Consider the following 23,804-nt stretch of genomic DNA (forward strand, 5'->3'; position numbering starts at 1 on the left):
ATAGTAATAGTCATGGGCTGTAACTCGACCTTTCGTGTGTGGGTATCAGAGGTCCAAGATCAGTCGACGGCATGCGGCACGAGAGACACAGATCATCATGACCTCGCCCTCTTCCTTCTCTTCCTCGCTCAACAGCGCGTCGCGGTGGTCGATCTCGCCTGACAGCACGCCGGTTTCGCAAGTACCACAGGTTCCTTCCTGACACGACGACAAGACCCGAATTCCCGCTTCCCGCACCACGTCCAGAATCGAACGGTCCGCAGGCACATCCAGGGTCAACCCCGAGTCGGCGAGTTCAACGGTGAACTCGGTGTCTTGACTCGTGTCGTATTCGATCGGTGTGAACCGCTCGAAGCGCAGGCTGCCGGGGGCCCACTCGGTTCCTGCTTTCTCGACTGCATCGAGAAGACCGGCCGGACCGCAGGCATACAGCAGTTCGCCCGGACGAGGTGTCCGCAGGAGATCGGACAGATTCGGCGTTCCCTGCTCCGAGTCGATGTGCAGGGTCACACGTTCGCCGTAGGTAGTGCGCAGCTCATCAGCACGAGCAAGGTTTTCTCGGGTGCGGCCACAGTAGTCCAGCGTCCATTCCCTGCCTGACTCCTCAGCCTTGCGGATCATCGGCAGGATCGGCGTGACGCCGATACCCCCGGCGACAAAGCGATACCACGGCGCATCGTTCAAGACGAAGTGATTCCGAGGACCGCGCACGCTCAGGGAGTCGCCGTCAGCGAGATCATCGTGGATGTAGGACGATCCACCTCGACTCTCGTCCTCGCGGAGGACCATGATCGTCCACTCCGCGTCTGCGGTTTCACCGCACAGGCTGTACTGGCGCTCGATGCCGTTCGGCAAGAGAACGTCGATATGCGCGCCTGGATCCCAGGACGGAAGCGGCTTTCCCTCGGCGTGCGCCAGACGCAGCTCAATGATCTTGTTCGCCATCTGTCGGTGTCCCGTCACTACGACGGGGAACTCCGTGTCCGCGGCGGGGACTACTGATGCAGGCATGGTTTCTACCACCGTCATGAGAACTCCGTTAACTTGGATGAATTCCTTCCAAAAGGTAGCCGTGATTGTTCACCTCCCGCAGCGACCCCTTCAGGGATTCCGCCAGATCGAATCATGTCGAGACCGGCGATGTGACCGGCCGAACATCCGGCCGCGACCACTGCCAGGCAATCGGGAGCAATTCCTCCGCGTGGAACTGCGGCGACGGATCGATATTTGCGCTCCCTCTCCGTGTACTGTCCTGCCTGTTCAACCCCGTCCGGTCGAGCCGGGCGCGTGGGTCGAGACATCTCGCTCTGACGCCCGATGTGGGCAGAGCGCACGGAACGACCGTCTCGTGCGAATCAACGACGAGTACCGATTGGTGGAACCATGAGTATCGAGGATGTGCCGGACTACAGCCGACTCCTTCGTCTGGACGATCGAGTGGTGGTGGTGTTGGGGGCCGGCGCAGGCATGGGCAGGCAGAGCGCACATGCACTCGCCCAGCAGGGTGCGCGAGTGGTGTGTGTGGACCAGCATCTTCACCTCGCGCAACGAGTGGCCGACGAGGTCGGAGGCCTCGCAGTCGCGGCGGATGTCACCGAACGGGCCGGGATGACCGGGGTTATCGAGCAGGCCGAGGCACTCGGGCCCGTGACCGGCTTGGTCGACGTCGTGGGAATCGCGACGATCAAGCCGCTCGCCGACTGCACAGACGCGGATTGGGATCGTCAATTCGATCTCACCGTGCGTCATGCCTTTCTGGCGTTGCAGATCGGCGGACGTGCGATCGCGCAGTCCGGCGGCGGAAGCATGGTGTTCATCGGCTCCATTTCCGGTCACACGCATGCAGGAGGGGAGACGGTGTACGGCGCTTCGAAGGCTGCGTTGCACCGCCTCGTCGCCTCGGCGGCACGTGAACTCGGTCCCCAACAGGTGCGGGCGAACGTGCTGGCGCCGGGATTCACCCGTACCCCCAGACTGAACGAACTGCTCAGTGCCGAACAGTGGGACAGGGTGAACGCCGGCATCCCGCGGGGATCGGCGGGCACACCCGCCGAGATCGCCGCGTCGGTGCTTTTCCTGATCTCGGATCTTTCGTCCTACATCAACGGCGAGGTCGTCACCGCGGATGGTGGCGTGACCGGGGTTGTCGAAGTGCCGTTCTGAATGCTCGTTCAGGAGCCGATGGGCCAGCGCCGATATCCGGGCTCGGTCACAGCCACTGCGGCGGTGTGGCGTCGGATCCGGCGGTGAGCCCGACCGCCCCGCGCCCGGCGGCCCATCGGACCACCGAAGCGAGCGGGCCGGAGACGGTGACAGCCAGATCCAGTTCCGGGTGCACCGCGACGGACTCGCGGCCGTCGACCGAGAGTGCCAGGCCGGTGCCGAGTCCCTTTCGGCGCCACATACCGACGATGTCGTCGAGCAGCGACTCGAGCACGACCGGTGGGAAGTCCCCGAAACGTCCCCCGTTGCCCAGATCGACAGCGTGAATCCACACCTCCCGGGTACGCATCCACGCAGTTTCCTCGGCAGGGACGAGACGGCCCTGCGCCGTACGCACCCGCGCCGACCACGCCGACTCCGGCAGATGCCGCCACTTCTCGTCGAGCCGGGAAGCGGTGTGCGTGAACAGGTTCCGGAGCGCGGCCGGGCCCTGGGTCGACCCCTCGTCGATCTCGCCGCCGCGCTGCTCCGGGGAGGAGTACATCGGGGTCTCCACCCCGGTCGCCGCCCAGTCCGTCAGTCTGCACAATGCCACCGCGTTGTACCCGACGTGCGCGACCAGGTGCTTCCGGGACCACCCAGTGAGCGCGGTCGGGAGACCGAGCTGCTCGTCGGGCAGCTCGGCGAGACGCTGCGCAAAGTACGCGGTACCGCGGCGAGCTATCAGCAACCGCTCGGACAGGTCGAGATCGTTGAACCCCACAGCCGGCGCCCCTACTTGACGATCGTCTTGTTCTTCACCGAACCGAGGCCCTCGATGGTCACCTCGACGGTCTCCCCGTCCTGCACGTACCGCGCGGGCTTGCGCGCATGACCGACACCACCGGTGGTGCCGGTGATGATCACGTCCCCCGGCTGCAGCGTCACGATGTGCGAGATGTACTCCACCAGCTTCGCCGGTGTGAACACGAGGTCGTCCGTGGTCGCCGACTGCACGACCTCGCCCTCGAGCCGGGTCTCGATCTTCGTCCCCAACGCGTAGTCGGTATCGAGGATCGGACCGAAACCGCTGGACTTCTCGAACGTCTTACCCTGGTCCCACTGCAAGGTGCGGTACTGGTAGTCGCGCATCGTGTAGTCGTTGATGACCGAGTAGCCGGCGATGTACCCGGCGGCGTCGGTCTCGGACACCTGGTAGGCCTGCTTGCCGATCACCGCCGCCAGCTCTGCTTCCCAGTCGATCTGGCCGGCCGCGTAGGCGGGGACGATGACATCGTCGTACGGCCCGGTGAGCGCTTCCTTGAACTTCGAGAACAGGGTCGGGTACTCCGGCAGATCTCGACCCATCTCCTTGATGTGCGTGGCGTAGTTGAGTCCGACGCACACGATCTTGCCCGGGCTCGGGACGACAGGAGCCCAGTCGGCCCCGTCGAGGCCGACGGTCACGCCGGACGCATTTTCGGCCAACGAACTCCAGTTCGCGTCGTTGAGCAATGCGGACAAGTCCGCGTAGCCGTCGATCACGGTGGCAGTGGTGTTCGAGTCGAGACGGACGGCGACGGTGGTACCGCCGCGGCGGAGGGTGGCAAGTCGCATGAATCAGGCTCCTTCGGATATATGAGTGCGATTGAAGTGCAGGCGTTCGACGATCGGCGCGTCGGAGAAGGCGAACAGGTCGATGCCACCATCGGTGTCCAGGGACCACTCCACCCACGACGGCACGGCGATCATGTCGCCCTTGCCGACGACGTGTTCGACGCCGCCGAGCAAGAACCTGCCACGCCCCTCGAAGACCTGGAAGACGGTCGATCCCACGTCGCGACGCGGCCTCGAGCCTGCACCGGCCCGAAGCCGGTGGAACTCGGCACGGATGGTCGGCATGACGTCACCACCGGTTGTGGGGTTGGTGTAGCGGACGGCGGCGTGACCCGGTTCCGGCGTCGCGGCATGCCCCTCGTCCTCGAGCGCCAACTGCTCGGTCAGCGCGCGGTCGGTGTGTTCCCACCGGTAACAAGCGATGGGAGAACTCGTCCGACGGTCCAGGCCGACGAGCGGACGCAGACCCGGATGCGCCCACAGCCGCTCGGACCGCGAGATGTCGGGGGTCGACTCATCGGTGACTCCGTCGGAACCGAATTCGAAGAATCCCGTGTCGGTGTAATGCACGAACGGGATGTCCAAGCCGTCGATCCACGCCATCGGCTGATCGGTCTCGTTGTGATGAGCATGGAAGTTCCAGCCGGGGGTGAGCAGGAAGTCGCCTCGACGCATCGCAACGGGATCACCGTTGACGACCGTCCAGACGCCCTCGCCCTCGACCACGAACCGGAAAGCGTTCTGCGCGTGCCGGTGTTCGGGGGCGGTTTCCTTCGGGCCCAGGTACTGGATCGCGGCCCACAACGTCGGCGTCACGTACGGAACGCCACCCAGGCCGGGGTTCGCCAGCGCGATCGCACGGCGCTCACCGCCACGACCGACCGGAACCAAATCACCGGCCCGCTGGGCCAGCGGGTACAGGGTGGACCACTTCCAGACGAACGGCACCGCTTTCGAAGCGGGCGCCATCGGCATCAGATCACCGAGCTGGGTCCACAGCGGATTCAGGTTCTCAGACTCGAAATCCGAGTAGAGCTGCTGGAGTTCAAGATCTTCAGCGGGGGTTGATTCGGTTGTGTGGGCCACGAAACTCCTAGGTTTGACGTTGCGCCCACGGCCGAGAGGCCCGTGGGCCCGGTGACCGATTCGAGTCGGTCCTCACGAGTTGCCCTGGTAGGTGTCCACCTGAGTACCTGCGGGTGGCTCAGGAGATTGCCTTGTTCCGCACGCTGTCGAGGAAGTTCCTGCTGTTTCCGTCGTACTGATCGTGCTCGATGTAGTGGCCGAGGCCCGGGAGCTTGATGTACGTGAACGACATTCCGGACGAAAGTCGCGATTCCAGCGTTGGCACGATTCCGACCTGCGCGGCTGCTCGCTTCACTGCCTCGAGATCGTCCACCAAGACCGCGGTGTGGTGGAACACGAGCTGGAAATCCTCGCTGTCCGTAAGGAACTCGGACCACAAGTCGACCAGCCCGTCAACCGGCTCGAGCACCTCTATGCAGATATCCCGCCCGGCCGAGAACGCACAGCGAAGGCTCGCCGTCCCCGTCCGACCGTCCGCGGTCGTCGCGGGAAACGACGGCTCGAACGGAACGAACTCCTCGACGCCGAGCTCCTTGGACAGGACGTCGATTGCTCGCTCGCGGTCGTTGGTCACATATCCCAGCTTGTAGAAGCCAGGATGCGCCACAAAGCCGGCAAAGGAAACGTCGGTCATTCGCACAACTCCGTTCATCGGTCCGACAGGAGCGATGCCCGCCGGTAGCTATAGTTGAGGCTTCCCCGGCGTCCGCCGGGTGCCTACCTACCTGCGCCGTTGGTCCGCCGAGCAGCTCTTCCCCACCTTAAGGTCCTCGTCCGGCGGGAAGCGGCCCGCGCAGGCGGATTCCACGGCGCGGAACGCCGGTAGTCCCCGTGTCAGACGCGGGGCACACCTCGACTGTCTGGTCCGCCACCAATGTGTCGGGACCTGCCTCCGCCCGTCGATCGCCTCGTCACCGAGGCTCGGCGCCCAGCGCCGCCAGCGACGACCCGGTCGCGGTCCGGTAGTTCTCCAGGATCTTCCGGATCTCCTCGGACCCGATGACCTCTTCGACATCGGTGAACGGACGATCGCCAGTGCGCTCGTACACCTCACGCAACAGTGCATCCGGAGGATTGGTCCTGTTGAGCCGGACCACCTCCGCGGTCCGAGCGAGTCGCTCGTGCTCGTACCGCCGCAATGCATCCTCGACCGCGCCCGACTCACACAGGGCATCGGTGAGGGACCTCGTGTCGAGGATCGCTTGTCCCGCTCCGTTGGATCCTCGGGGAACCATGGGATGAGCGGCATCGCCGAGAAGGGTGATCCGGCCCTGCGTCCAGAACGGCAGCGGATCCTGGTCGACCATCGGGTACTCGAACACCTCGTCGGCGCCCCGGAGCATTGTCGGCACGTCGAGCCACTCGAACGTCCAATCCAGGAACGGTTCGATGAACTCGGTGTTCGTCACCTTGCGATTCCAGTCGCGGTCGGCGCGCTGCGGCACCTTCAGCTCCGCGACCCAGTTGACCAATTGGGTCCCGTCGCCGTAATCGAGTATCGGGTAGATCACGAGCTTGCCGGTCTCGAGCCAACCCGCACGGATCATGCTCGCGCCGTCGAGGATGCTCTCCATCCGCGTCGTGCCACGCCACATTGTGTAGCCGGTGTAGAGCAGCCCCTCATGCTCGGGATGCAGATGCTTGCGAACCACAGAGTGCACGCCATCGCACCCGACGACGGCGTCCGACGTCCACGTGCTCTCGACGCCCTCGGAGTCGACGCTGGTCACCGTGACGCGGTCGCCCCGGTCCTGCACATCGGTCACGCGCGCATCGAGAACCAGGGCGTCGTCCCCCAGACGCTCCCGGACCGTGCGGGCGAGCAGGAGCTGCAACTCCCCCCGATGGATGGAGTACTGCGGCCACGGGTACCCCGCCGAGTTGCCGGCCGGATCGGAGTGGATGAGCTGCCCGAACCGGTTGTAGAACACCGACGCGGACGCGCTGATCGAGATCCGCGCCAGTTCGTCGGCCAGTCCCAGCGCGACCAGTTCCTTGCTCGCGTGCGGAAGTATGTTGATGCCGACACCGAGTGGGTGCAGCGCGGGAACCGCCTCCAGTACCTTGACCTGGACACCAGCGCGCTGCAACTGCAGAGCCAGCGTCAGCCCCCCGATACCTCCGCCGATGATGAGAACTTCACCGCTTGCTGCTGACATCGCCCTGCCTTTCACCATGATTCTCCTGCCCGAGCACTGGGCACCTTCAAACCCTCTGGCACAACCTCGAGGAAATGCCCCGCGAGGTCAGGAATTCCGCAGAGCGACACGGAGCGCGATCAATCCCGAGTGCAAGAATTCCCTATAGCGGAATCACGTCTCCGCTATAGGTCGATCTACCTCATCGATTCCATAATGGAGAACGTGAGCGGAACTAAACTTTCGTCAGTCGACAACGCACTCCAGGTACTCGAAATGCTGACGAGGTCGTCCAGCCTTCGAGTAATCGACGTCGCCGATCACCTCGGTGTCGCACGATCGACCGCCCACAGAGTCCTGTCCGCCCTGCTTGCCCGCGGTTTCGTTGTGCAGGACGCACGAAAGATCTATCGTGCCGGACCTGCGATCGAGAGAATCCGGCAGGTCCGCGGCGCCGGTCCGCAGACCACACGGGATGTCATTCACGGACATCTGACGAGCCTCGCGTCCTCGGTAGGCGAGACATGTCATGTCGCCGTCCTCGAAGGAAACGGAACCCGCTTCATCGACAGTGTCGAATCTCGACACGCGCTCCGGGTGGGAACCCGCACCGGTGTGCTCCTTCCAGCGCACAAGACCTCGATCGGCATGGCACTACTCGCGGAACTCCCCCTCACCACCCTGCGCGCGATGTATCCACGAGGTGTCACCGGTGACGCGCGCGACGCCCGCCAGACCTGGGAAACCCTCGACCGCAAACTTCGGGGTGTGCGACGAGCGGGCTACGCGCTGAACATCGGCGAGAGCGACGCCGGTATCGCCGCGGTGGGCATGTGCCTACGCGATCCACACGGCCGAGCCTTTGCCGGGATCGCTGCAGCCGTGCCGACATCCCGATTCGAGGACAGCTCGATACCGCTATTGGTAGCGAATCTGACGGACACCGTCGAGACGATCCGCGAGGACCTCGTCGCCTATAACAAGATCGGCACAGAACCAGAACCGTCCGGCGACCAATGCACTATCTGATCGCCGAACGACCGTAACGACCGGCTTTTACCGTCGCGACCTGCCTCTTCGGTCAGGGAACGCCGTTCGCGGAGTTCCCCGCCCACTGGGTCTGTTAGCCCACTGCTAGCCCGTACTCTCTGCGTTCGGGAAGCGATCCGCCAGATCGGGCGCATCGGCCTCCGACACCACACCGGCCTGCACGAAGAGATCGACATTCGGCTGCATTTCGGCAGCGGTGATCCGCGCCTCCAACGGAATCGGCCACGTCATGTTGCCGATCAGTTCACGATCGATGCCGAGCCGCTCGGCGAGCTCGTCGAGCGCGGCCGCCTGGTTCTCGTTCATCCACACGGCTGCCTCGTCCAGCGCGTCCTGGAATCCCATGGCCGCGTCCGGATTCTCCTCTGCCCAGCTGCGAGTCGACTGGTAGATGATGCTGGCCATCACCTCCTGATCCGGGGCAATCAACCGCAGGGCCTCGTCCTGCACATCCCACAGCACGATCCAGGCAACGTTCGAGGGGCAAACCGACGTTGCGTTCCAGGGTTCGCCACGGCAGTAGAGCTGCGTTGTAGTCTTGGAACACGGTCACCACTTCTTCTGGGGGTCTGGTTATTTCGGATCCGTCGTACAGTGCCCTCCCCGACGTGGCGTGCAGAAGACCTCCGAGGACCCGCAGCAAGGTGGTCTTTCCCGTCCCGGATCTGCCGACGATCCCGACTACTTCGCCGTGCTGGACCTCGAGGTCGATGCCTTCGAGAATGTCGAGCGACCCCCGCGCAGTCGCGAGCGACACTCCGACATTTTCAATCGAATAACATTGGGCAGCAACTACTTCCGAGCATTCATCCGGTGGAAGAACCGAGGACTGTTGGCTCGAGGACATCTCATCACTCCTGTGCAAGTCTGGTGGTCCGACTCCAGGCCGGACCACACGATCAGTGACTCTTGTTCGTGACAGTTCGCCGTCGCTCGTCATACCGCGGGCGGCATATTGCGCAGGCCATACCACTCCAGAAGCCGAACTCCCAGGTTCACCATGTAGCCGATCAGCCCGATGATGACGAGGATGCCCCACACCGACGCGGCCTGGAACGTCTGCTGCTGGATGAGGAGCAGACGCCCGATTCCGTCGGCGCTACCGAGTAGGTCGACGAGCAGAGTGACGATCAGTGCTTGCGGCAAGGCCGTCTGGACCCCAGTCAGGATGCCCGGCGTCAGCGAGGGCATCAGGACCTTGTACATCGATTCGGTCCGGGCAAGCCCAACACTGCGCACCATCTCCAATCGCACGGCCGGCACCTGGTGTACCGCGGCGGTCGTACTGAGCAGAATGGGCCACACGACGCTGAGCACCACAATCGTGACGCCCGCCGTGGTGGTCAGGCCGAGAACCAGGCCTGCGACCGGCACGATCACCGGCGGAGGCAAGGTACGGAAGAAGTCGGTCACCGGCATCAGCGCCCGTTCCAGGCGAGGGTTCAACCCCAGCACAGTCCCGACAACGACTCCGACGACCGTGGCCACCACCATCGCCACAGTGAAAGTGACGAGCGTCGACTGCAGTGCCGGGCCGAGTTCCCCCGAATCCCACAATGCCCTGGTGGCATCCCACCAACTGCTCGGCGCGGGGAACGACAGGTCGTTCGGGTCGCCCACGATCTGCCACACCGCCAGGACCGCGGCCAACGGCAAGAACCCCAGCAGTGGCCGCGTGACGCGCCACATCGAGGACTGGGACGGTGTCCGCGGGCGGGTCTCGAACTCGAGAGTGCTCATGCGATGCTCCTCAGTGCGGGGCTGCCGGGCATGATGGCGCGAACACCATTGAGCAGAGCAACATTGAGCAGGTAGCCGACGATCCCAGTCAGGACCGCATAGGCGAAGAGGACATCGGGTTGCAAGCTCTGCTGAGCCGCAACGAGGGCCCATCCGATTCCGGCCGGATTGATCATCATCTCGGCGATGATCGCCACCACGAGAGCCGTCACCACACCCAGCCGAAGTCCGATGAGGATCGACGGTGCCGCAGATGGGATGACCACCTTCCAAATCCGCTCGGTTCGAGAGAGGTGCAGTACCCGGCACACCTCCACGAGGCGCCCGTTGAACTGTGCAACCCCGCCGATCGTGCTGATCAGGATCGGCCAAGTCGCAGCGAACGTGGCAACCAGCACCTCGGATTCCAGTGCCGGGCCGAGGAGAAGGAGCACGACCGGCATCAGTGCGGTGGCAGGAATCCCGCGCAAGAACTCCACAGTGGTCGACGTCAGTGCCCGCGCGACCTTCGACAGGCCCATCAGCGTTCCGAGGCCGACTCCAATCACCAAGGCCGCCAACGAAGCCAGTAGCGTCACCATGAGCGTGTGCCCCAGGTGAGCGAGCATGTCGCCGTTCACGAGTTCGTCGACCAGTGCGACGAGAACCTCGGTCGGCGCAGGCAGATAGGTGAAGTCGATGATGCGGGTTTGGACCAGCACCTGCCACAGAACCACGATGGCAAGAACGACGAGCCAGCCGGAAAGGTTCATGCGGTCCGCTAACCGAGACGGCGTGAACCGGCCGCCTTCCACTCGAGTCCGGCTGCTCGCCGAATTTTTCGACGACCCTTGGGTACTGGAACGATCACCGTCTGCACCCTCGGAGAGAACCTCAACTTCCATCGCGTGCTGTTCTCCTTCGAATGACGCTGGCATCGGACAGCGTCAACGTACGGGCACGTGTGACTCGACTCACTTTCGATGGCAAGGATTCCTCAGTACGGAATGGCCTTCTGGCCATCTACCACTCGAACTGTCCTCGGCGACCCTTACTCCCTGGTCCGAACACACTCGACTCATCGACCAATTACGAGGAGTCAACGTTGTGAGCCCAGGCGTGACGGAGACCCTCATGGTGGCCGCGAGCCACGACGATCGGTTTCGGGAAGCGACAATCGTGAAACAGGGGTCAAGCGACCGGGCAAGCCCGTGGACATCGCCGAAGCAGTCGTCTTCCTCGCCGGACCGGACGCGGGATTCATCACCGGACAGACACTGCTGGTGAACGGCGGGGCGGCGTTCGGCTGAACCCGGGCAGCGGGACGATTTCGGCCCGCGGAATCCTCGGGCGCCGTGGAGACCACTCCGCGATACTGGCCTAGTTTATGGACATGATTGATGGCCTACCAGTTGTAGATGCGATCGTCCATCCCTACAACCTGTCCAAAGCAAACGAGAAGACTCGGCACGCCGCGTACATCACCAAGATGCTGTCCGGCGCAAACCACGCAGCCCTCGGCCCCGGTTACCGGATTCCGCGGGAAATGTACGAGCGTGAGTGGCCGATGGAGGACATCGTCATGATGTCCTTCATCGAGAGCCACGCCGATCTGGCTGCCTATCATGTGCTCCCGATCGGCGCCTACCACGACGGAATCTGCGGCATCGAGAAGGCGCTCGAGATAAAGAAACGTTGGCCGCAGCGCTTCACTCTGTACGCCGGCGTCGATCCGATGCAGGGCAAACCGGCGCTCGATGAATTCGAGCGACAGTACGAACTGCTCGATGCTCCGCCCGGGCTCAAGCTCTACCCCAACAGCTGGGTGGGCGAGGAGATGCTCGGCTGGAAGATGAACGATCCCGAGATCGCCTTTCCGCTGTTCGAGAAAGCCCAGAGTCTCGGCACCAAGGTCGTGGCGATCCACAAAGCACTCCCCCTCGGCCCGGTGGAACTCGAGTACTATGCGACAGACGACATCGACCGTGCAGCCATGGCCTTCCCCGACCTGCAGTTCGAGATCGTCCACGGAGGAATGGGCTTCCTCGACGAGACCGCGTGGCAGGTGGCTCGGTTCCCGAACGTGTGGATCAATCTCGAAAGCACCGCCACGATGCTCACCACCAAGCCCCGCTCCTTCGAGCAAGCCATGGCCACCTTGTCGAGTCGCACCAAGAAGGCATACGACAAGATCATGTGGGGAACGGGATGTATGGTCACCCATCCACGTCCACACCTGGAGAAGTTCGCCCGCGAGTTCGAGTTCAGCCAGGAACGCATCGAGGGGTGGGGACTACCGCCGCTGGACCGCGACGCCAAGCGCAAGATCCTTGCGGAGAACTACGCGGCGATGCACGGCTTCGACCTGCAGGCCCGACTCGACGCCATCAAGGGCGACGAGGTCGACCGGCTGCGCGCGACCTTCACCGAGACTCCGGCACCCTATTCCCAGACCACCCTTGCGGACTACGTGAGCTGAAACCTTCTCTACGGAAACCGAATGGAGGGGCTGCCCGAGCCGGGCAGCCCCTCCATTCGCGTGGGGAATCAGTGCTGGGGAGTCACTCCTGACACTCAGCAGCGTCAATGTTTGATGTCGACCAGCGGGAAGGACCGGTGGCTGCGCAGCGCGGACCGCGCATGATCGGCAACCATCTCGGGAAGCCATTCTGCAGCGAAGTCGACTTCGACATCGACCTCGTCGACCCAGTCGATCGCACCGACCTCGGCGCGGATCTTCGCCTCCATGATTCCCAACTGCATGCACACATTGCTGGTGAGCTGCAACTTGATTCGAGCCGCGGACCCGTGCCGCTCGGCACTCAGCACCAGCCCCATATCGATCAGATCGATCGGAACCCCGGTCGCGATGCTGCACGGATCCGCGATGCCGTGCAACGTCAGCGCGAGGTCCGGATCGAACATGCTCTCGTCCGGACGTTGGGGAGCTTCGCCCAGGTGACTTACCAATTCCATGTCACAACTCCTTGCCCTGTGCTCGCAGATTACCCAAGGCGGAGGTGTAGAGCCGCTCGAACTCCATCTTCGTCTCGCGAATGAACTCGAGGTGGGGCATCTTCCAGTAGGAATCCGGGAAGTCGTTGCCGTAGGTTCCGTCGTCGGAGAAAACTTCCATCTCCCAGTAGCTGCGGTAGCCTGCCGCGAGCAAAGCTTCGATGATCGGGCCGGCTGTCGCTCGTCCCCGGCCCGGCAGTTCGCGGTCGAAGCCGCTCCGCTCCTCCACTCGGGCATCACACACCTGGACACTATTGATGTAGTGCCCGTACTCAGCGATCCGCTCGAGCAGATCCGGCTCGGGCCAGCTGTGGAAGACATCGAACATGATGCCGATGTTCGGGCTGCCGATCTCGCCGATCATCGCGGCCATGTCCGGAAGCGTGTGGACCGGGCACCCGCGGCGCTCGGCAAGCAACTCGAAGCCGATCAACACGTTGTGCTCCTCGGCAACTTTCGCGATCGTCTTCAGGTTCGGCACCAGTTCTTCGATCGGACCTTTTGGATTCGTCGCGTCTCCACTGGTCCCGGGGGCCACTGCGATCACCGCCGGCATGAACTTGGACAGGCGTTCGATGCTGCGGCAGATGAGCTCGGTCCGGGCCGCCGGTTCCTGCGGAGTGCCGGGCAGATCGAACGGGATCCCCAGCACGGAGTGCCGTTCGGGCACCGCTGTACTGGTGGCGATACCACGCTCAGCCATGAAGTCCAACAGCTTGTTGTCGTCGCCCGGAGCGAACTTGCCCTCCCACAACCCCACTGCCGACGCGCCCACCTGTGCAGCCTGGTCGACGTCGTCGTACGCCGAATTGTGCGGGGTCGAGTAAGAACATACGGCGAACTGAGGCCGCTCGATGTCCGGGAACGAGCGGGGTTCGAGTGGGGTCATGAAAATCTGCCTCCGGGATCATATTGTTTTCGACTACGCTAGCGAGACCTGAGCGACCCGATCGCCCTCGATCGAGGAGTTCCGCAAAGGGGAATCCGTCTCGATACACGCCCCCCAAGCTCCGGCGAACAGCGCTACTGCGTCAATCTCCCGATGAGCGACGGCCGGACGTTGCGCCATGCGGAACTCGGGCGGCTACGAGTCACTGGATGCGGAGCTCTCCGTAGGGTTCATCGAGAGGACCCGAATGAAACCGACTACACCAAGGACACCGAAGATGCCAGTGCCGGCCGCAGCGCCAGGAAGCGTCCCGATCTACAGCCGATTCGTCAACATCGGCGGTATCCGGACCCACTACCTCGACGCCGGCGACGGACCCACCATCGTCCTCCTCCACTCCGGAGAGTACGGCGGCTGCGCCGAAATCTGCTGGGAATACAACATTGCGGCACTGGCCGAGACGCATCGCATCATCGCCCCCGACTGGCTCGGCTTCGGCCAGACCGACAAGATCCGCGACTTCGTGTCCGGCTCGGAGCGAATGGTCCGGCACATGGTCGCCTTCCTCGAGACCATGGCGGTCGACGACGCCGACTTCATCGGGGCCTCGATGGGCGCGACGACGCTCCTCCGCGAGGCGTCGTCCGGGCGGTGTCGCTTCCCCGTTCGGCGGATGGTCACTGCCAGCGGTGGCGGTTTCGTCCCCGACAACGATGACCGGCGCAAGATCCTCGACTACGACGGCTCCCCCGAAGCGATGAGAACAATCCTCCAGGCCAACTTCGTGGATCCCGTGTGGTACACCGACGAGAACTATGTGAACCGCCGCGTCGCTGCGAGCACGGCACCCGGCGCCTGGGAAGCCGTCGCTGCCGCGCGTTTCAAGTCCCCACTGATACCGCCGCGGTCGCAGTTCGGACAGCCGGACTCAATCGCTTACGAGGCGATCGAGTTCCCGACCCTCGCCATTGCCGGCGGGAAGGACCTCCTGCGCGAGCCCGGATACCACACGGTGCTCGAACGGATACCGCACAGCGAGGTCGTCGTGATCGAAGACGCCGGCCATCTGTTGCACATCGAGCGCGCCGACAGGTTCAACGAGTTGGCGATCGAGTTCTTGAATCGACCCTGACGCACGACCGGGCGGGGGTATCGACGTGCAGTTTCCTGCAACTGCGCGAGACCTTCCGGTGCGGTGCGGAACGCACGTCTCCTTCAGGAACAGATCGCAGCGACTTCAAGAGTTGACAAATATTCATCACAAATGGATGGTTAGCGCGGAATCGCTACTCGAGCTAGGAAGACCTTTGACCACAAAGTCCTCGACCACCACACTCGAACAGACCGAAAGGCTGTGGATCGAGGCGATGCTCGCCCCGACCACCGAGCTGATGGCGTCGCTTCTCCATTCGCAGTTCATAGCTGTCCATGGCCCAATCGGCCACATCGAGGGGCCAGAGCAGTTCCTGGCCGACACCGCTAAGCGTGCTACGCCTCAGCGCATTACAGTCCTCGACGCTACCGTGCGGCACTTCAATGACATGGCGACCGTGAGCTGCATCCAGGAGATGCACGTTCCCTTCGCGCCGGGAGTGCCTCCGTTCGCCATCCAAGCCGCGGTCACACGAGTCTGGGTATATGAGAGCGACGCCTGGAAACTCGCCCACCTCCAGATGGCGCGGAGAGTGACACCGGGCTGAGAAGCCCGGCCACGCTCGAACGATGCTCAGGACCGCACCGGCCAGAGCCAACACAACCCAGACCGCCAAGGCCACGGCGCCTGCTCCTGCGCTCAAGACCGCGCCGGTCGGCGACATCACGACGGTGAAGGCCGCGGCGGCCGAGGACGGAAGGTACTGCAACAGCGAATCCCAGCTGTCCGGCAGGAGACCGCTCGCGATGGCGGGCAGCACCAGGACACCCGCGATCAACGTACCGATGCTCGCCGCCACTCCCCGCAGCATGACGCCCAACCCCAAGCCGATGAGCGCGATCGCGGTGAGATAGCCGGCCATGCCGAGCACGGAACGCAGTACCTCCCCGTCGCTCAGCGAAACCGTTTCTCCCCCACCTGCCGACAGGATTACCATACCGACGCCGAATGCCCCGACCACGCCTATCAGAGATGTAATGAGGGAGACGGCGGACAGCACAACAGCTTTCGCGACAACCACCTGCCAGCGACGCGGCACCGCGGCCACCGTCGCGGTGATCATCCGGGAACCGTATTCACGCGCCCCGGTCAGCGCGCCGATCACCCCGAGGAGCAGCACTGCGAAGTTGGCGCCCGTCAATACAGTCTGCAGAGCGCCGGCATCGCCGAATCCGGGCGGACCTTCTCCGTCCGGCGGAGCCACCGATCCGGTGGAGACAGCGGCGGCGATCGCGCCGAAACCGACCAGTATGAGGACCACCGCGCCCAGACTGATCCAGGTGCTGCGCAGGCTCCGAATCTTGATCCATTCCGAGACAATCGCCCTACCGAGCGTTTGAGGTTGGCTGGGGACGCGAACTCGCGTCGCGACCGCCACTTCTTCGGTTTCGCGGGTGATGGTCATCCGGCTGCCTTTCCCGGTGCGGTGGCGACGGTCGCGGAGTACTCCACGCTGCCCTTCGTGAGTTCGAGATAAGCCGCTTCCAACGAAGCCTCGACCGGCGCGAGTTCGTGAATACGGAGTCCGTGCTCAGCAGCCACGTCGCCGATGGCCGAGGAACTCAGCCCGCGCACCTCGAGACGGCCGTTCTCCCGGGAGGCCAGCACGCCGTGGCACAGGCCCGCGCGACCCGGTGGTCAGCGCCCACACCGGCCACGGGAACCTCCTGCGCAGGGTCAACAGCGCGCAAGCCACCACGAGCAGGGTGACCAGCGCCGGAGTCAGCGTCGTGTCGAACGGCTCATGGTCGGAATCGCTCAGGTACGACCCGATCGCCGCCGCCCCGACGAGCACCGCAAGGCCGACGTCGAGGAGCACTGGATGGGCACGCAATCGGCTGGACACCTCGCTGAGCCTGTCCCACACCATGTCTCAACTCCTACGGGTGCGGCACCGGCTGCCGAGACAGGTACCAGGTCAGCCCGAACCTCGAAGCGGAGAGGAGGCAATGGTGGCCGACACGAGTGCGCGCTGCTCGGCGATCGCGCGCCCACCCATTTCGACGGTGCCGACGTAGGAAGCCGATCCTGGTACGCGGCGAAGGCACTGCGACCGATGTTTCATTGACCGGACGCCCCCGGCCGTCTACATTGATGAATGTTCACTATTTTTGCTTCCGGGCTCACACCACAAGGCGGCCGGTAGCACCTGGGCGAGCCACACGCCTGCCCATCAGCACCCGGCCCGCTTTCGCACTCCACGCAATCAGGAGTTGATCTGTGCCGACTGCTCGATTCCCCAGGAGAATCATGAACTATGCCGCCCTCCCGACCACAAGTTCCCGCGTCGCCGACGCCACCTTGGCCGAGTCCGACCTCGAGATCGTCTTCCGAACACTCACCGGAACCTCACCGAGCGCAGAAGACTCGGCAGTGATACGGGAGGCACTCCGAATGCTGGACATCCCCCCATCCCCACAGCGGAACCCTCTACCGGTTCCCCATCCAGTACTACCTCGCGGAGTAACGGCCCGCACGGGAGTCGACACAGGTGGTTACCAACGAATCGTGAAAGTGGCCTGATGATCTCCACTTTCTTCCTTCGGCCTGCCGGTCATGCACTGACCCTCGTGCTCGTAGTTGCCGACTCCATCCTTGCGCCACAAATACCGGAGTTACCCGACTGGGACGAAACATTCGTCCCTCCTCACGGCTGATATCGATAGCGCCTCGCCTGTCGGCAACACCCCTCGGCGCAGCGGACGTAGTTGCGCACAGCTACCACCCCGCGGGATCGCGATCGCACGACCTCGCAGGGTGCGAATATATGGCATCCCGAATCGAGCCGGACGCCGCAGTAGTCAATACTCCTGTTGCTCCATATGTTTCACAACCACTTCACATGTTTCGCAACTGCGATCACCGCGTGTCTCTACCTCCGGCCGCATCGCCGTCGGTCGCCGCTACGAGGTGGCCGGCTCTTGGGCCGGCAGTCCGAAGAACCGACCCTGGTGGAAAAGTAGTGACTGCGTCCCCGGTACCGAATCGAGACCGACCACATCGCCGATCACGATGCAATGATCACCGGTTTCGTACACCTCAGCCAGCCGGCAGTCAACCCACGCCGCGACACCCTCGAGCACCGGCGAACCGGTCCCCGGCGATGGCTTCCAACTCACGTCTGCAAACTTGTCGACGCCCTGAGCCGCGAACGCGCCGGCGAGGTGCGCCTGATCAGCGGTCAGTACGTTCACACAGAAGTTCCCTGCTTTCCGTACCCGGGGGAGGCTCGTCGACGAGAGCGCCGCCAGGAACCCCGCTCGCGGCGGGTCTACCGAGAGCGAGAGGAAACTCCCGATGGTCAATCCCGTCGGCCCCTCATCATCGACTGCCGTCACGACGGCGACGCTGAGCGGCAGCAGCGACAGAACCTCGCGGATAGACAGAGTCGGCGTAGCCTCCTCTCCAGCGCTATCCTGGTTCGGCCGATTCGGATCTGTGGAAGCCATTGCTGAGCAGTCCTTTCTGAATGTTTGGCGTGCAGCTTGCTCCGGACGACCGAGTGCACCGAGCCGTACCGACCATCAGAACGCACTGTTGGTGGCGGTAGAGCCGTGAACGTGCGGAAATCTCGGTCCGTGCCCGGACTCGGAGTGGGTCTTGCGGGACCGAAGTCGCTTACCAGCCAATCGTGGTAGATTGATGAATATTTGTCAAGAGTTACCACCCGCACCCCGCCCCCGGAGTGCGGGGCCCGACTTCTGCCGTGTTGTAATGTAAGACACCAGTTCACGCTAGGCACGATGAATACTCTGTGAGATGAGCGGGTTGCTCGTGGTCCACGCAGCTCATTCGTTCCGCGGCGCATGCGATCTGCTGACCGGCGAAACGCTGAGCACTCGGGCTCAGCATCGACGAGGCAACCGACTCGACTCGTATTGGATCACACGAGTTCCGACTCCTCATGCGTTCCTGAGGCATTGACGAATTTCCCATCACTACCTAGCATCCTGCGAGGCCACAGTACGCCAGGCACACGTACTCTTTCGCAGCCATAGCCATAGCCGGACCAAGCCGTCAGCAACGCACACTCCTCTCTTTGGCATGAAAGGCCCGATCCCGTGATGACTTCGGTCCAACCTCGGAACATCCATCCCCGAAACTGGAGTGTCCGCGCAAAAGCAGCGGTGATCGTTGCGGTGCCATTGCTCGTACTCAGCGGGTTCGGCGCAATACAGATCTCCGGCGAGGTGCAGCGCGCATCTCGGTCAGCAGCACTAGCCGAGCAGATCTCGGCCCTGCCGGCAGTCATGGCCTATGCGACCAGCGTCGGAGCAGTGGTGGGGGTCGCAGACTACGGGCTACAACAGACGGAGGAAAGCGCACTCTTCGATGATTACAGCGCCCAGGTAGCGGAGCTTTCGAATCGGGAGGATCTCGACCCCGATGTAGCCGAAGAGATCGGCCGAATCTTGGATGTCGGCAGCGAACTCATACGAGTCTCCGCTTCGGACGGCAGTACCGTGCCGATGAGGACCGAGCAGTTGCGCGCGTTCGGCATGCAAGTGGAACACACGGTGCGTGCATTGGTCGGTCAGGCAGAGAATGCCGCCGCTTTCAGCGAGTCGGAGCGTTTGCTGGATCTGTGGCAGGCACGCTTCCTGCCCTTCGATCAGGCCGCCGCGTTCACTCGACCCGCTCTGGATTCGGACCTGGCACGCGAAATGTTGGAGACGGCGTTCGCTATCGAACGCGGCGTGTACTCGGCGCTACGCGGTACGGAGGAAGACCAGGAGGCCCTCGAGGAGTTGCGAACAGCGGCACAGACTCGTCATGCCATGCTCCTGAACTCGGACTCCGCAGCAGTCGACATCCAGGCCCTCTCCGGCTCCCTGCTCACCAGCGTGGAAACCGGCGGTCGGCTGATCGACGCATCGGTCGACCGGATCGTGACCGCGCTGAACGAGCAGCGCGACGCAGCACAAGCTGCGGCGATCCGCACCGCCATCTTCGTCGCGATCGCCGTCGCGTGCGCGGTCGCCGTCGCTCTTGTCCTGGCAAGGCTGTTGATTTCGTCGCTGCGTCGACTACGGGACGACACCGCCCGCGCCGCCTACCAGGAGCTACCCGCAGCGGTCGCCGCGATCCGAGAAGGATCCGATCCCGCTACCGTCGCAATCACTCCCATCGGCATGGACACCGCAGAAGAGATCGGAGAGGTCGCCCGTGCCGTCGACGGGGTCAGCGCCCAGGCAGTACGGCTGGCAGCCGAACAGGCTGCGCTACGTCATCAGATCACCGCCATGCTCGAAACCCTCGCACGCCGCAATCGCTCCCTGGTCGACCGCCAATTGAGCCTGATCGAGGCACTCGAATTCCAGGAACGCGATCCGGAACGGCTACAGCGACTGTTCGAACTCGACCACCTTGCCTCACGTATGCGCCGCACCGGCGAATCACTCCTGGTTCTGGCCGGAACTCGCAGTCGCCACGCATCCCGTGCCGCTACCCCACTCGAAGACATCATGCGCGCGTCGGTCTCACAAGTCGAGCACTATGAGCGTATCCGGCTCGGAGCCGTACCCCCCGTCACTCTGTCCGGCGGTGTAGTCGATGACCTGATCCACCTGCTCACCGAACTACTGGACAATTCGCTGCGTGCCTCGGACCCGAGCACGTCGGTGTTCTTGGTGGTCTCTCCTGCGACCGAGAATGGTCTGCTGCTCGAAGTCATCGATCGAGGAATCGGAATCCCCCCTACGGAATTGGAGCGAATCAATCGAAGACTTGCCGAAGGCAGCGAGACCGATGCGCAGGCTGCTCGGCACATGGGCCTATACGTAGCAGGCCAGGTTGCTCAACGTCACGGGCTGTGGGTACGACTTCGCCCCACCACAGACGCTGGTTCGGTACGCGGGATCACCGCAAGCGTGTACTTGCCTTCGGCGGCATTCCACGGACAGGGGATCAAAACCGAGTGGACGACCGTCGACCGTCCACGTCGACTTCCTGATCTCGACGTGGCGCTCGAAACCGAAGACAATACTCGCCGTGGTTCCTTCACCCCCAGCCCTACCGACGGATAAATTCAATTCCACTGTGAGATACACGGAGTGAACGACCCAAGAAGATCATGCGCGAGTGGTCGCCGAGTTCAGCCTCGAGCGGCCACTTGCCGCCCCGAGCGCTACCGGCCACACCAGATGGGCGCGCGCTTCTCCGCGAAAGCGGTCGTCCCTTCCTTGGCATCCTCACTGGCGAGAACGGCGTCCAATTCACTGCTGTTCATCGCCCACGTCTGCGGGCTCCAATCGGACCCGAAATCGCGCCGGTGTGCCATCAGACGTTTGCTGGCGGTCACCGCGAGCGGGGCGTTGTTCGCGATCGTCTCCGCCAGCCGCATTGCTGTTGGAAGGACCCGATCCGGTGCTGTGACTTCGTTGACCAGGCCCCACTGCAGGGCCGACTGCGCCGAGATCGGTTCGCCTGTCAGTATCGCAGCAGCGGCGAGCTTGGCGGGCATCTGATCCGGTAGACGGAGGGCTCCCCCTGCGCCCGCGATCAGGCCACGGGTTACTTCGGGAAGACCGAGGGTCGCCGCCTCGCTGATCACCGCGAGATCACAGGCCAGAACAATCTCTGTGCCGCCGCCGAGAGCGAATCCGTTCACCGCTGCAATCAGCGGGGTGTCCACATAGTGCTGGACAAGTCCGGCGAAACCCCACTCCGGGTGGTCGGGTGCCAGAAATGAATGCCCTGCGGCCACTGCTTTCAGATCGGCTCCTGCACAGAACGCGCGGCCGGCACCGGTGATGACGCCGACGCGGAGGTGCGGATCGGCATCCAGCTCGTCCAGTGCTTTTCCGAGCGCTGAGGACACTGCAGCATCGACCGCATTCATCGCCTGAGGCCGATTGATCGTGATGATGCCGATAGCGCCTTCACGGCGGAAGAGCACGACATCGTCGTGGTGGGTACCGGTCTTCACAGTGGTTCCTCTCTCGAAGATCGCCCGGGGATGTACGCGCTGCAGTCCCGGGCCTGAACATCACCTCGTACAGCCTCCCCGAAAAATAAAAGTGATGCAACATTTACAAATATTGAGGCTTCATCTACCGTGGGGCAGGACGTGCCGACCGCCTCGGGTGCCCGCATTTTCGCCGAGATCCGGACCTCGGGCGTCGTGCAACGAACCCGACACCCATACGTTCCCACCGATGCACACGCACCGGTCATGCCGAGGAAGTGGCCAACACATGAGCTCGACACTGCTCTCGCGTCATGATCTGGAGTTTCTGCTCTACGAGTGGCTCGATGTAGAAGCACTGACCGAGAACCCCCGATACCGTGACCATTCGAAGGGCACCTTCGATGCCGTCCTCGACGTGTCGGAAGCATTGGCCGAGCGCCTGTTTCGCCCTCACAACCGCGCCGCAGACCTGAACGAACCGCACTACGACGGCACCCGTGTACACATCATCGACGAAGTCGGTCAGGCACTGACCGCGTTCGGCGAGACCGGACTACTGGCCGCAACCGTGGACGAGGCAGTCGGCGGCATTCAGCTCCCACATGTCGTACATCGAGCGTGCTTCGCATGGTTCCAGGCCGCCAACATCGCGACGTGCGGGTACCCGATGCTGACGATGGCAAACGCCAATCTACTTCTCGAATTCGGCACGGCCGAGCAGATCGACACCTATGTCACCCCGATGCTCGAGGGTCGATACTTCGGCACGATGTGCCTGTCCGAACCGCACGCGGGCTCGTCGCTTTCGGATCTGACCACCCGAGCGATACCGGACGGGTCCGGGCGCTATCGCGTGATCGGTCGCAAGATGTGGATCTCCGGGGGCGAGCACGAACTGAGCGAGAACATCGTCCACCTCGCGCTGGCCCGAGTTCAGGGTGCGCGCGCGGGCGTCAAGGGACTCTCACTATTCATTGTCCCGAAACATCTTGTCGGCAAGGATGGTTCACTCGGACAACGCAACGATGTTGCCCTCGCCGGCCTCAACCACAAGATGGGCTATCGCGGTACGACGAACACGATGCTCAACTTCGGCGAGGGCGTGTTCACCCCCGATGGGGACGCAGGAGCGATCGGATACCTCGTCGGCGACGAGGGCCGCGGCCTCGAGTACATGTTCCACATGATGAACGAGGCGCGCATCGGGGTCGGCGCGGGTGCTGCGGCGCTCGGCTATACCGGCTACCTGCAGGCCCTCGAGTACGCGCGCACGCGCCCGCAAGGGCGTCGTGCAGGCCAGAAGGACCCGACCACCCCCCAGGTACCGATCGTCGAGCACGCGGATGTACGGCGGATGCTGCTCGCCTCGAAAGCCTATGCGGAGGGCGCGATGGCGCTGGTTCTCTACTCGGCGAAGTTGCTCGACGAAAGCACCACCGCCGACGACGAAGCAGTACGGTCCGACGCTACCCGCCTGCTCGACGTGCTCACCCCGATCGTCAAGAGTTGGCCGTCGCAGTGGTGCCTGGTGGCGAACGATCTGGCGATCCAGATCCACGGAGGTGCCGGCTATACGCGCGATCACGACGTCGAGCAGCTCTACCGTGACAACCGCCTGAATCCGATCCACGAAGGCACCCACGGTATTCACGGACTGGATCTGCTCGGACGCAAGGTTGTTCTCGACGGCGGCGCTGGTCTCGAACTGCTCGCGGCGAAGATCCGCGACAGCGTGCACCGCGCGCCGGGCGACCACGCACAGTGGGCGAAAGCGCTGTCCGCACGCGTCGACCGGCTCGTGGACATCACTGCGACGATCTGGCGTGACGGTGATGCCGAAGGTGCCCTGGCGAACGCCACGATCTATCTCGAAGCTGCGGGACACGTGGTGGTGGCCTGGATGTGGCTCGAGCAGGTCACCGCTGCGCACGGCCGCACCGGGACCTTCTACGACGGCAAGCGCGCCGCGGCCCGCTATTTCTTCACCTACGAACTTCCCAAGGTCGATGCCCAATTCGACCTGCTGGCGACCGTCGATTCCCAGTTGATCGAGCTCGACCCCGACTGCCTGTGAATCCCTGTCTC

General features: G+C 63.5%; 23 protein-coding genes and 2 pseudogenes. 8 read left to right on the forward strand and 17 right to left on the reverse strand.

Going from position 1 to position 23,804, the window contains the following annotated elements; genetic code table 11:
* Positions 1–45: 45 nt before the first annotated feature.
* Positions 46–1,011, reverse strand: a complete 966-nt coding sequence (locus tag ACZI8W_RS15825; protein WP_463369451.1) for a PDR/VanB family oxidoreductase — start codon at positions 1,009–1,011, stop codon at positions 46–48.
* Positions 1,012–1,383: 372 nt separating this feature from the next.
* On the opposite strand from ACZI8W_RS15825, the gene ACZI8W_RS15830 reads away from it, so the two are divergent.
* Entirely contained in the window at positions 1,384–2,163 is a 780-nt protein-coding gene (locus ACZI8W_RS15830) for an SDR family NAD(P)-dependent oxidoreductase (protein WP_463369452.1), read from the forward strand.
* A 46-nt stretch (positions 2,164–2,209) separates the two neighbouring features.
* On the opposite strand, the gene ACZI8W_RS15835 is transcribed toward ACZI8W_RS15830, so the two are convergent.
* The 5 genes from ACZI8W_RS15835 to ACZI8W_RS15855 form a co-directional block, all read right to left on the reverse strand.
* Positions 2,210–2,926 (reverse strand): maleylpyruvate isomerase family mycothiol-dependent enzyme, encoded by a 717-nt coding sequence (locus ACZI8W_RS15835; protein WP_463369453.1) that lies wholly within the window; start codon positions 2,924–2,926, stop codon positions 2,210–2,212.
* An 11-nt stretch (positions 2,927–2,937) separates the two neighbouring features.
* A complete protein-coding gene (locus ACZI8W_RS15840; RefSeq protein ID WP_463369454.1) occupies positions 2,938–3,759 on the reverse strand; it encodes a fumarylacetoacetate hydrolase family protein in 822 nt (273 codons plus the stop codon).
* A 3-nt stretch (positions 3,760–3,762) separates the two neighbouring features.
* Entirely contained in the window at positions 3,763–4,845 is a 1,083-nt protein-coding gene (locus ACZI8W_RS15845; protein WP_463369455.1) for a cupin domain-containing protein, read from the reverse strand.
* A 118-nt stretch (positions 4,846–4,963) separates the two neighbouring features.
* Positions 4,964–5,479 carry a VOC family protein gene (locus ACZI8W_RS15850; RefSeq protein ID WP_463369456.1) on the reverse strand — a complete coding sequence of 172 codons (516 nt, stop codon included), beginning with the start codon at positions 5,477–5,479 and terminating at the stop codon, positions 4,964–4,966.
* Between the two features lie 277 nt (positions 5,480–5,756).
* Positions 5,757–7,004, reverse strand: a complete 1,248-nt coding sequence (locus ACZI8W_RS15855; RefSeq protein ID WP_463369457.1) for a flavin-dependent oxidoreductase — start codon at positions 7,002–7,004, stop codon at positions 5,757–5,759.
* A 204-nt stretch (positions 7,005–7,208) separates the two neighbouring features.
* Between ACZI8W_RS15855 and ACZI8W_RS15860 the strand changes: the two genes are divergently transcribed.
* Positions 7,209–8,012 carry an IclR family transcriptional regulator gene (locus tag ACZI8W_RS15860; protein WP_463369458.1) on the forward strand — a complete coding sequence of 268 codons (804 nt, stop codon included), beginning with the start codon at positions 7,209–7,211 and terminating at the stop codon, positions 8,010–8,012.
* Positions 8,013–8,117: 105 nt separating this feature from the next.
* Here the strand turns inward: ACZI8W_RS15860 and ACZI8W_RS15865 are convergent, their stop codons facing one another.
* The 4 genes and pseudogenes from ACZI8W_RS15865 to ACZI8W_RS15880 all read right to left on the reverse strand — a co-directional run bounded on the left by ACZI8W_RS15865 (position 8,118) and on the right by ACZI8W_RS15880 (position 10,525).
* Entirely contained in the window at positions 8,118–8,495 is a 378-nt protein-coding gene (locus tag ACZI8W_RS15865) for a substrate-binding domain-containing protein (RefSeq protein ID WP_463369583.1), read from the reverse strand.
* A gap of 22 nt (positions 8,496–8,517) precedes the next feature.
* A pseudogene (locus ACZI8W_RS15870) lies at positions 8,518–8,973 on the reverse strand (ATP-binding cassette domain-containing protein); the annotation flags it as partial.
* Entirely contained in the window at positions 8,970–9,773 is an 804-nt protein-coding gene (locus ACZI8W_RS15875) for an ABC transporter permease (protein WP_463369459.1), read from the reverse strand. The gene ACZI8W_RS15875 and the pseudogene ACZI8W_RS15870, both read right to left, overlap by 4 nt.
* A complete protein-coding gene (locus ACZI8W_RS15880; protein WP_463369460.1) occupies positions 9,770–10,525 on the reverse strand; it encodes an ABC transporter permease in 756 nt (251 codons plus the stop codon). The genes ACZI8W_RS15875 and ACZI8W_RS15880 overlap by 4 nt, the downstream gene beginning before the upstream one ends.
* A gap of 234 nt (positions 10,526–10,759) precedes the next feature.
* Between ACZI8W_RS15880 and ACZI8W_RS15885 the strand changes: the two genes are divergently transcribed.
* Both ACZI8W_RS15885 and ACZI8W_RS15890 read left to right on the forward strand, forming a co-directional pair.
* A complete protein-coding gene (locus tag ACZI8W_RS15885) occupies positions 10,760–11,062 on the forward strand; it encodes an SDR family oxidoreductase (protein ID WP_463369574.1) in 303 nt (100 codons plus the stop codon).
* Positions 11,063–11,145: 83 nt separating this feature from the next.
* Entirely contained in the window at positions 11,146–12,231 is a 1,086-nt protein-coding gene (locus tag ACZI8W_RS15890; protein WP_463369461.1) for an amidohydrolase family protein, read from the forward strand.
* 104 nt (positions 12,232–12,335) lie between these two features.
* Here the strand turns inward: ACZI8W_RS15890 and ACZI8W_RS15895 are convergent, their stop codons facing one another.
* Both ACZI8W_RS15895 and ACZI8W_RS15900 read right to left on the reverse strand, forming a co-directional pair.
* Positions 12,336–12,728, reverse strand: a complete 393-nt coding sequence (locus ACZI8W_RS15895) for an iron-sulfur cluster assembly protein (RefSeq protein WP_463369462.1) — start codon at positions 12,726–12,728, stop codon at positions 12,336–12,338.
* 1 nt (position 12,729) lies between these two features.
* Positions 12,730–13,656, reverse strand: a complete 927-nt coding sequence (locus ACZI8W_RS15900) for a sugar phosphate isomerase/epimerase family protein (protein WP_463369463.1) — start codon at positions 13,654–13,656, stop codon at positions 12,730–12,732.
* A gap of 277 nt (positions 13,657–13,933) precedes the next feature.
* Between ACZI8W_RS15900 and ACZI8W_RS15905 the strand changes: the two genes are divergently transcribed.
* Together ACZI8W_RS15905 and ACZI8W_RS15910 are read left to right on the forward strand one after the other, a co-directional pair.
* Positions 13,934–14,788: an alpha/beta fold hydrolase gene (locus ACZI8W_RS15905; RefSeq protein WP_463369464.1), complete on the forward strand. Its 855-nt coding sequence runs from the start codon at positions 13,934–13,936 to the stop codon at positions 14,786–14,788.
* A gap of 259 nt (positions 14,789–15,047) precedes the next feature.
* On the forward strand, positions 15,048–15,356 hold the full coding sequence (locus ACZI8W_RS15910) for a nuclear transport factor 2 family protein (protein WP_463369575.1): 309 nt from the start codon (positions 15,048–15,050) through the stop codon (positions 15,354–15,356).
* 246 nt (positions 15,357–15,602) lie between these two features.
* Here the strand turns inward: ACZI8W_RS15910 and ACZI8W_RS15915 are convergent.
* The 4 genes and pseudogenes from ACZI8W_RS15915 to ACZI8W_RS15930 all read right to left on the reverse strand — a co-directional run.
* A pseudogene (locus ACZI8W_RS15915) lies at positions 15,603–16,214 on the reverse strand (ABC transporter permease); the annotation flags it as partial.
* Positions 16,211–16,351 (reverse strand): hypothetical protein, encoded by a 141-nt coding sequence (locus ACZI8W_RS15920; RefSeq protein WP_463369465.1) that lies wholly within the window; start codon positions 16,349–16,351, stop codon positions 16,211–16,213. The pseudogene ACZI8W_RS15915 and the gene ACZI8W_RS15920, both read right to left, overlap by 4 nt.
* On the reverse strand, positions 16,341–16,679 hold the full coding sequence (locus ACZI8W_RS15925; RefSeq protein ID WP_463369466.1) for a hypothetical protein: 339 nt from the start codon (positions 16,677–16,679) through the stop codon (positions 16,341–16,343). Before ACZI8W_RS15925 ends, ACZI8W_RS15920 begins: the two co-directional genes overlap by 11 nt.
* Positions 16,680–17,712: 1,033 nt before the next feature.
* A complete protein-coding gene (locus tag ACZI8W_RS15930) occupies positions 17,713–18,258 on the reverse strand; it encodes a flavin reductase family protein (RefSeq protein WP_463369467.1) in 546 nt (181 codons plus the stop codon).
* A 615-nt stretch (positions 18,259–18,873) separates the two neighbouring features.
* Between ACZI8W_RS15930 and ACZI8W_RS15935 the strand changes: the two genes are divergently transcribed.
* A complete protein-coding gene (locus ACZI8W_RS15935) occupies positions 18,874–20,835 on the forward strand; it encodes a sensor histidine kinase (protein ID WP_463369468.1) in 1,962 nt (653 codons plus the stop codon).
* Positions 20,836–20,936: 101 nt separating this feature from the next.
* Here ACZI8W_RS15935 and ACZI8W_RS15940 read toward each other — a convergent pair whose 3' ends face one another.
* Complete coding sequence (locus ACZI8W_RS15940; RefSeq protein WP_463369469.1) at positions 20,937–21,737, reverse strand: crotonase/enoyl-CoA hydratase family protein; 801 nt, start codon at positions 21,735–21,737, stop codon at positions 20,937–20,939.
* Positions 21,738–22,005: 268 nt separating this feature from the next.
* Between ACZI8W_RS15940 and ACZI8W_RS15945 the strand changes: the two genes are divergently transcribed.
* Positions 22,006–23,793 carry an acyl-CoA dehydrogenase gene (locus ACZI8W_RS15945; RefSeq protein WP_463369470.1) on the forward strand — a complete coding sequence of 596 codons (1,788 nt, stop codon included), beginning with the start codon at positions 22,006–22,008 and terminating at the stop codon, positions 23,791–23,793.
* Positions 23,794–23,804 lie beyond the last annotated feature (11 nt).

The sequence above is a fragment of the Rhodococcus ruitaii genome (assembly GCF_055230935.1).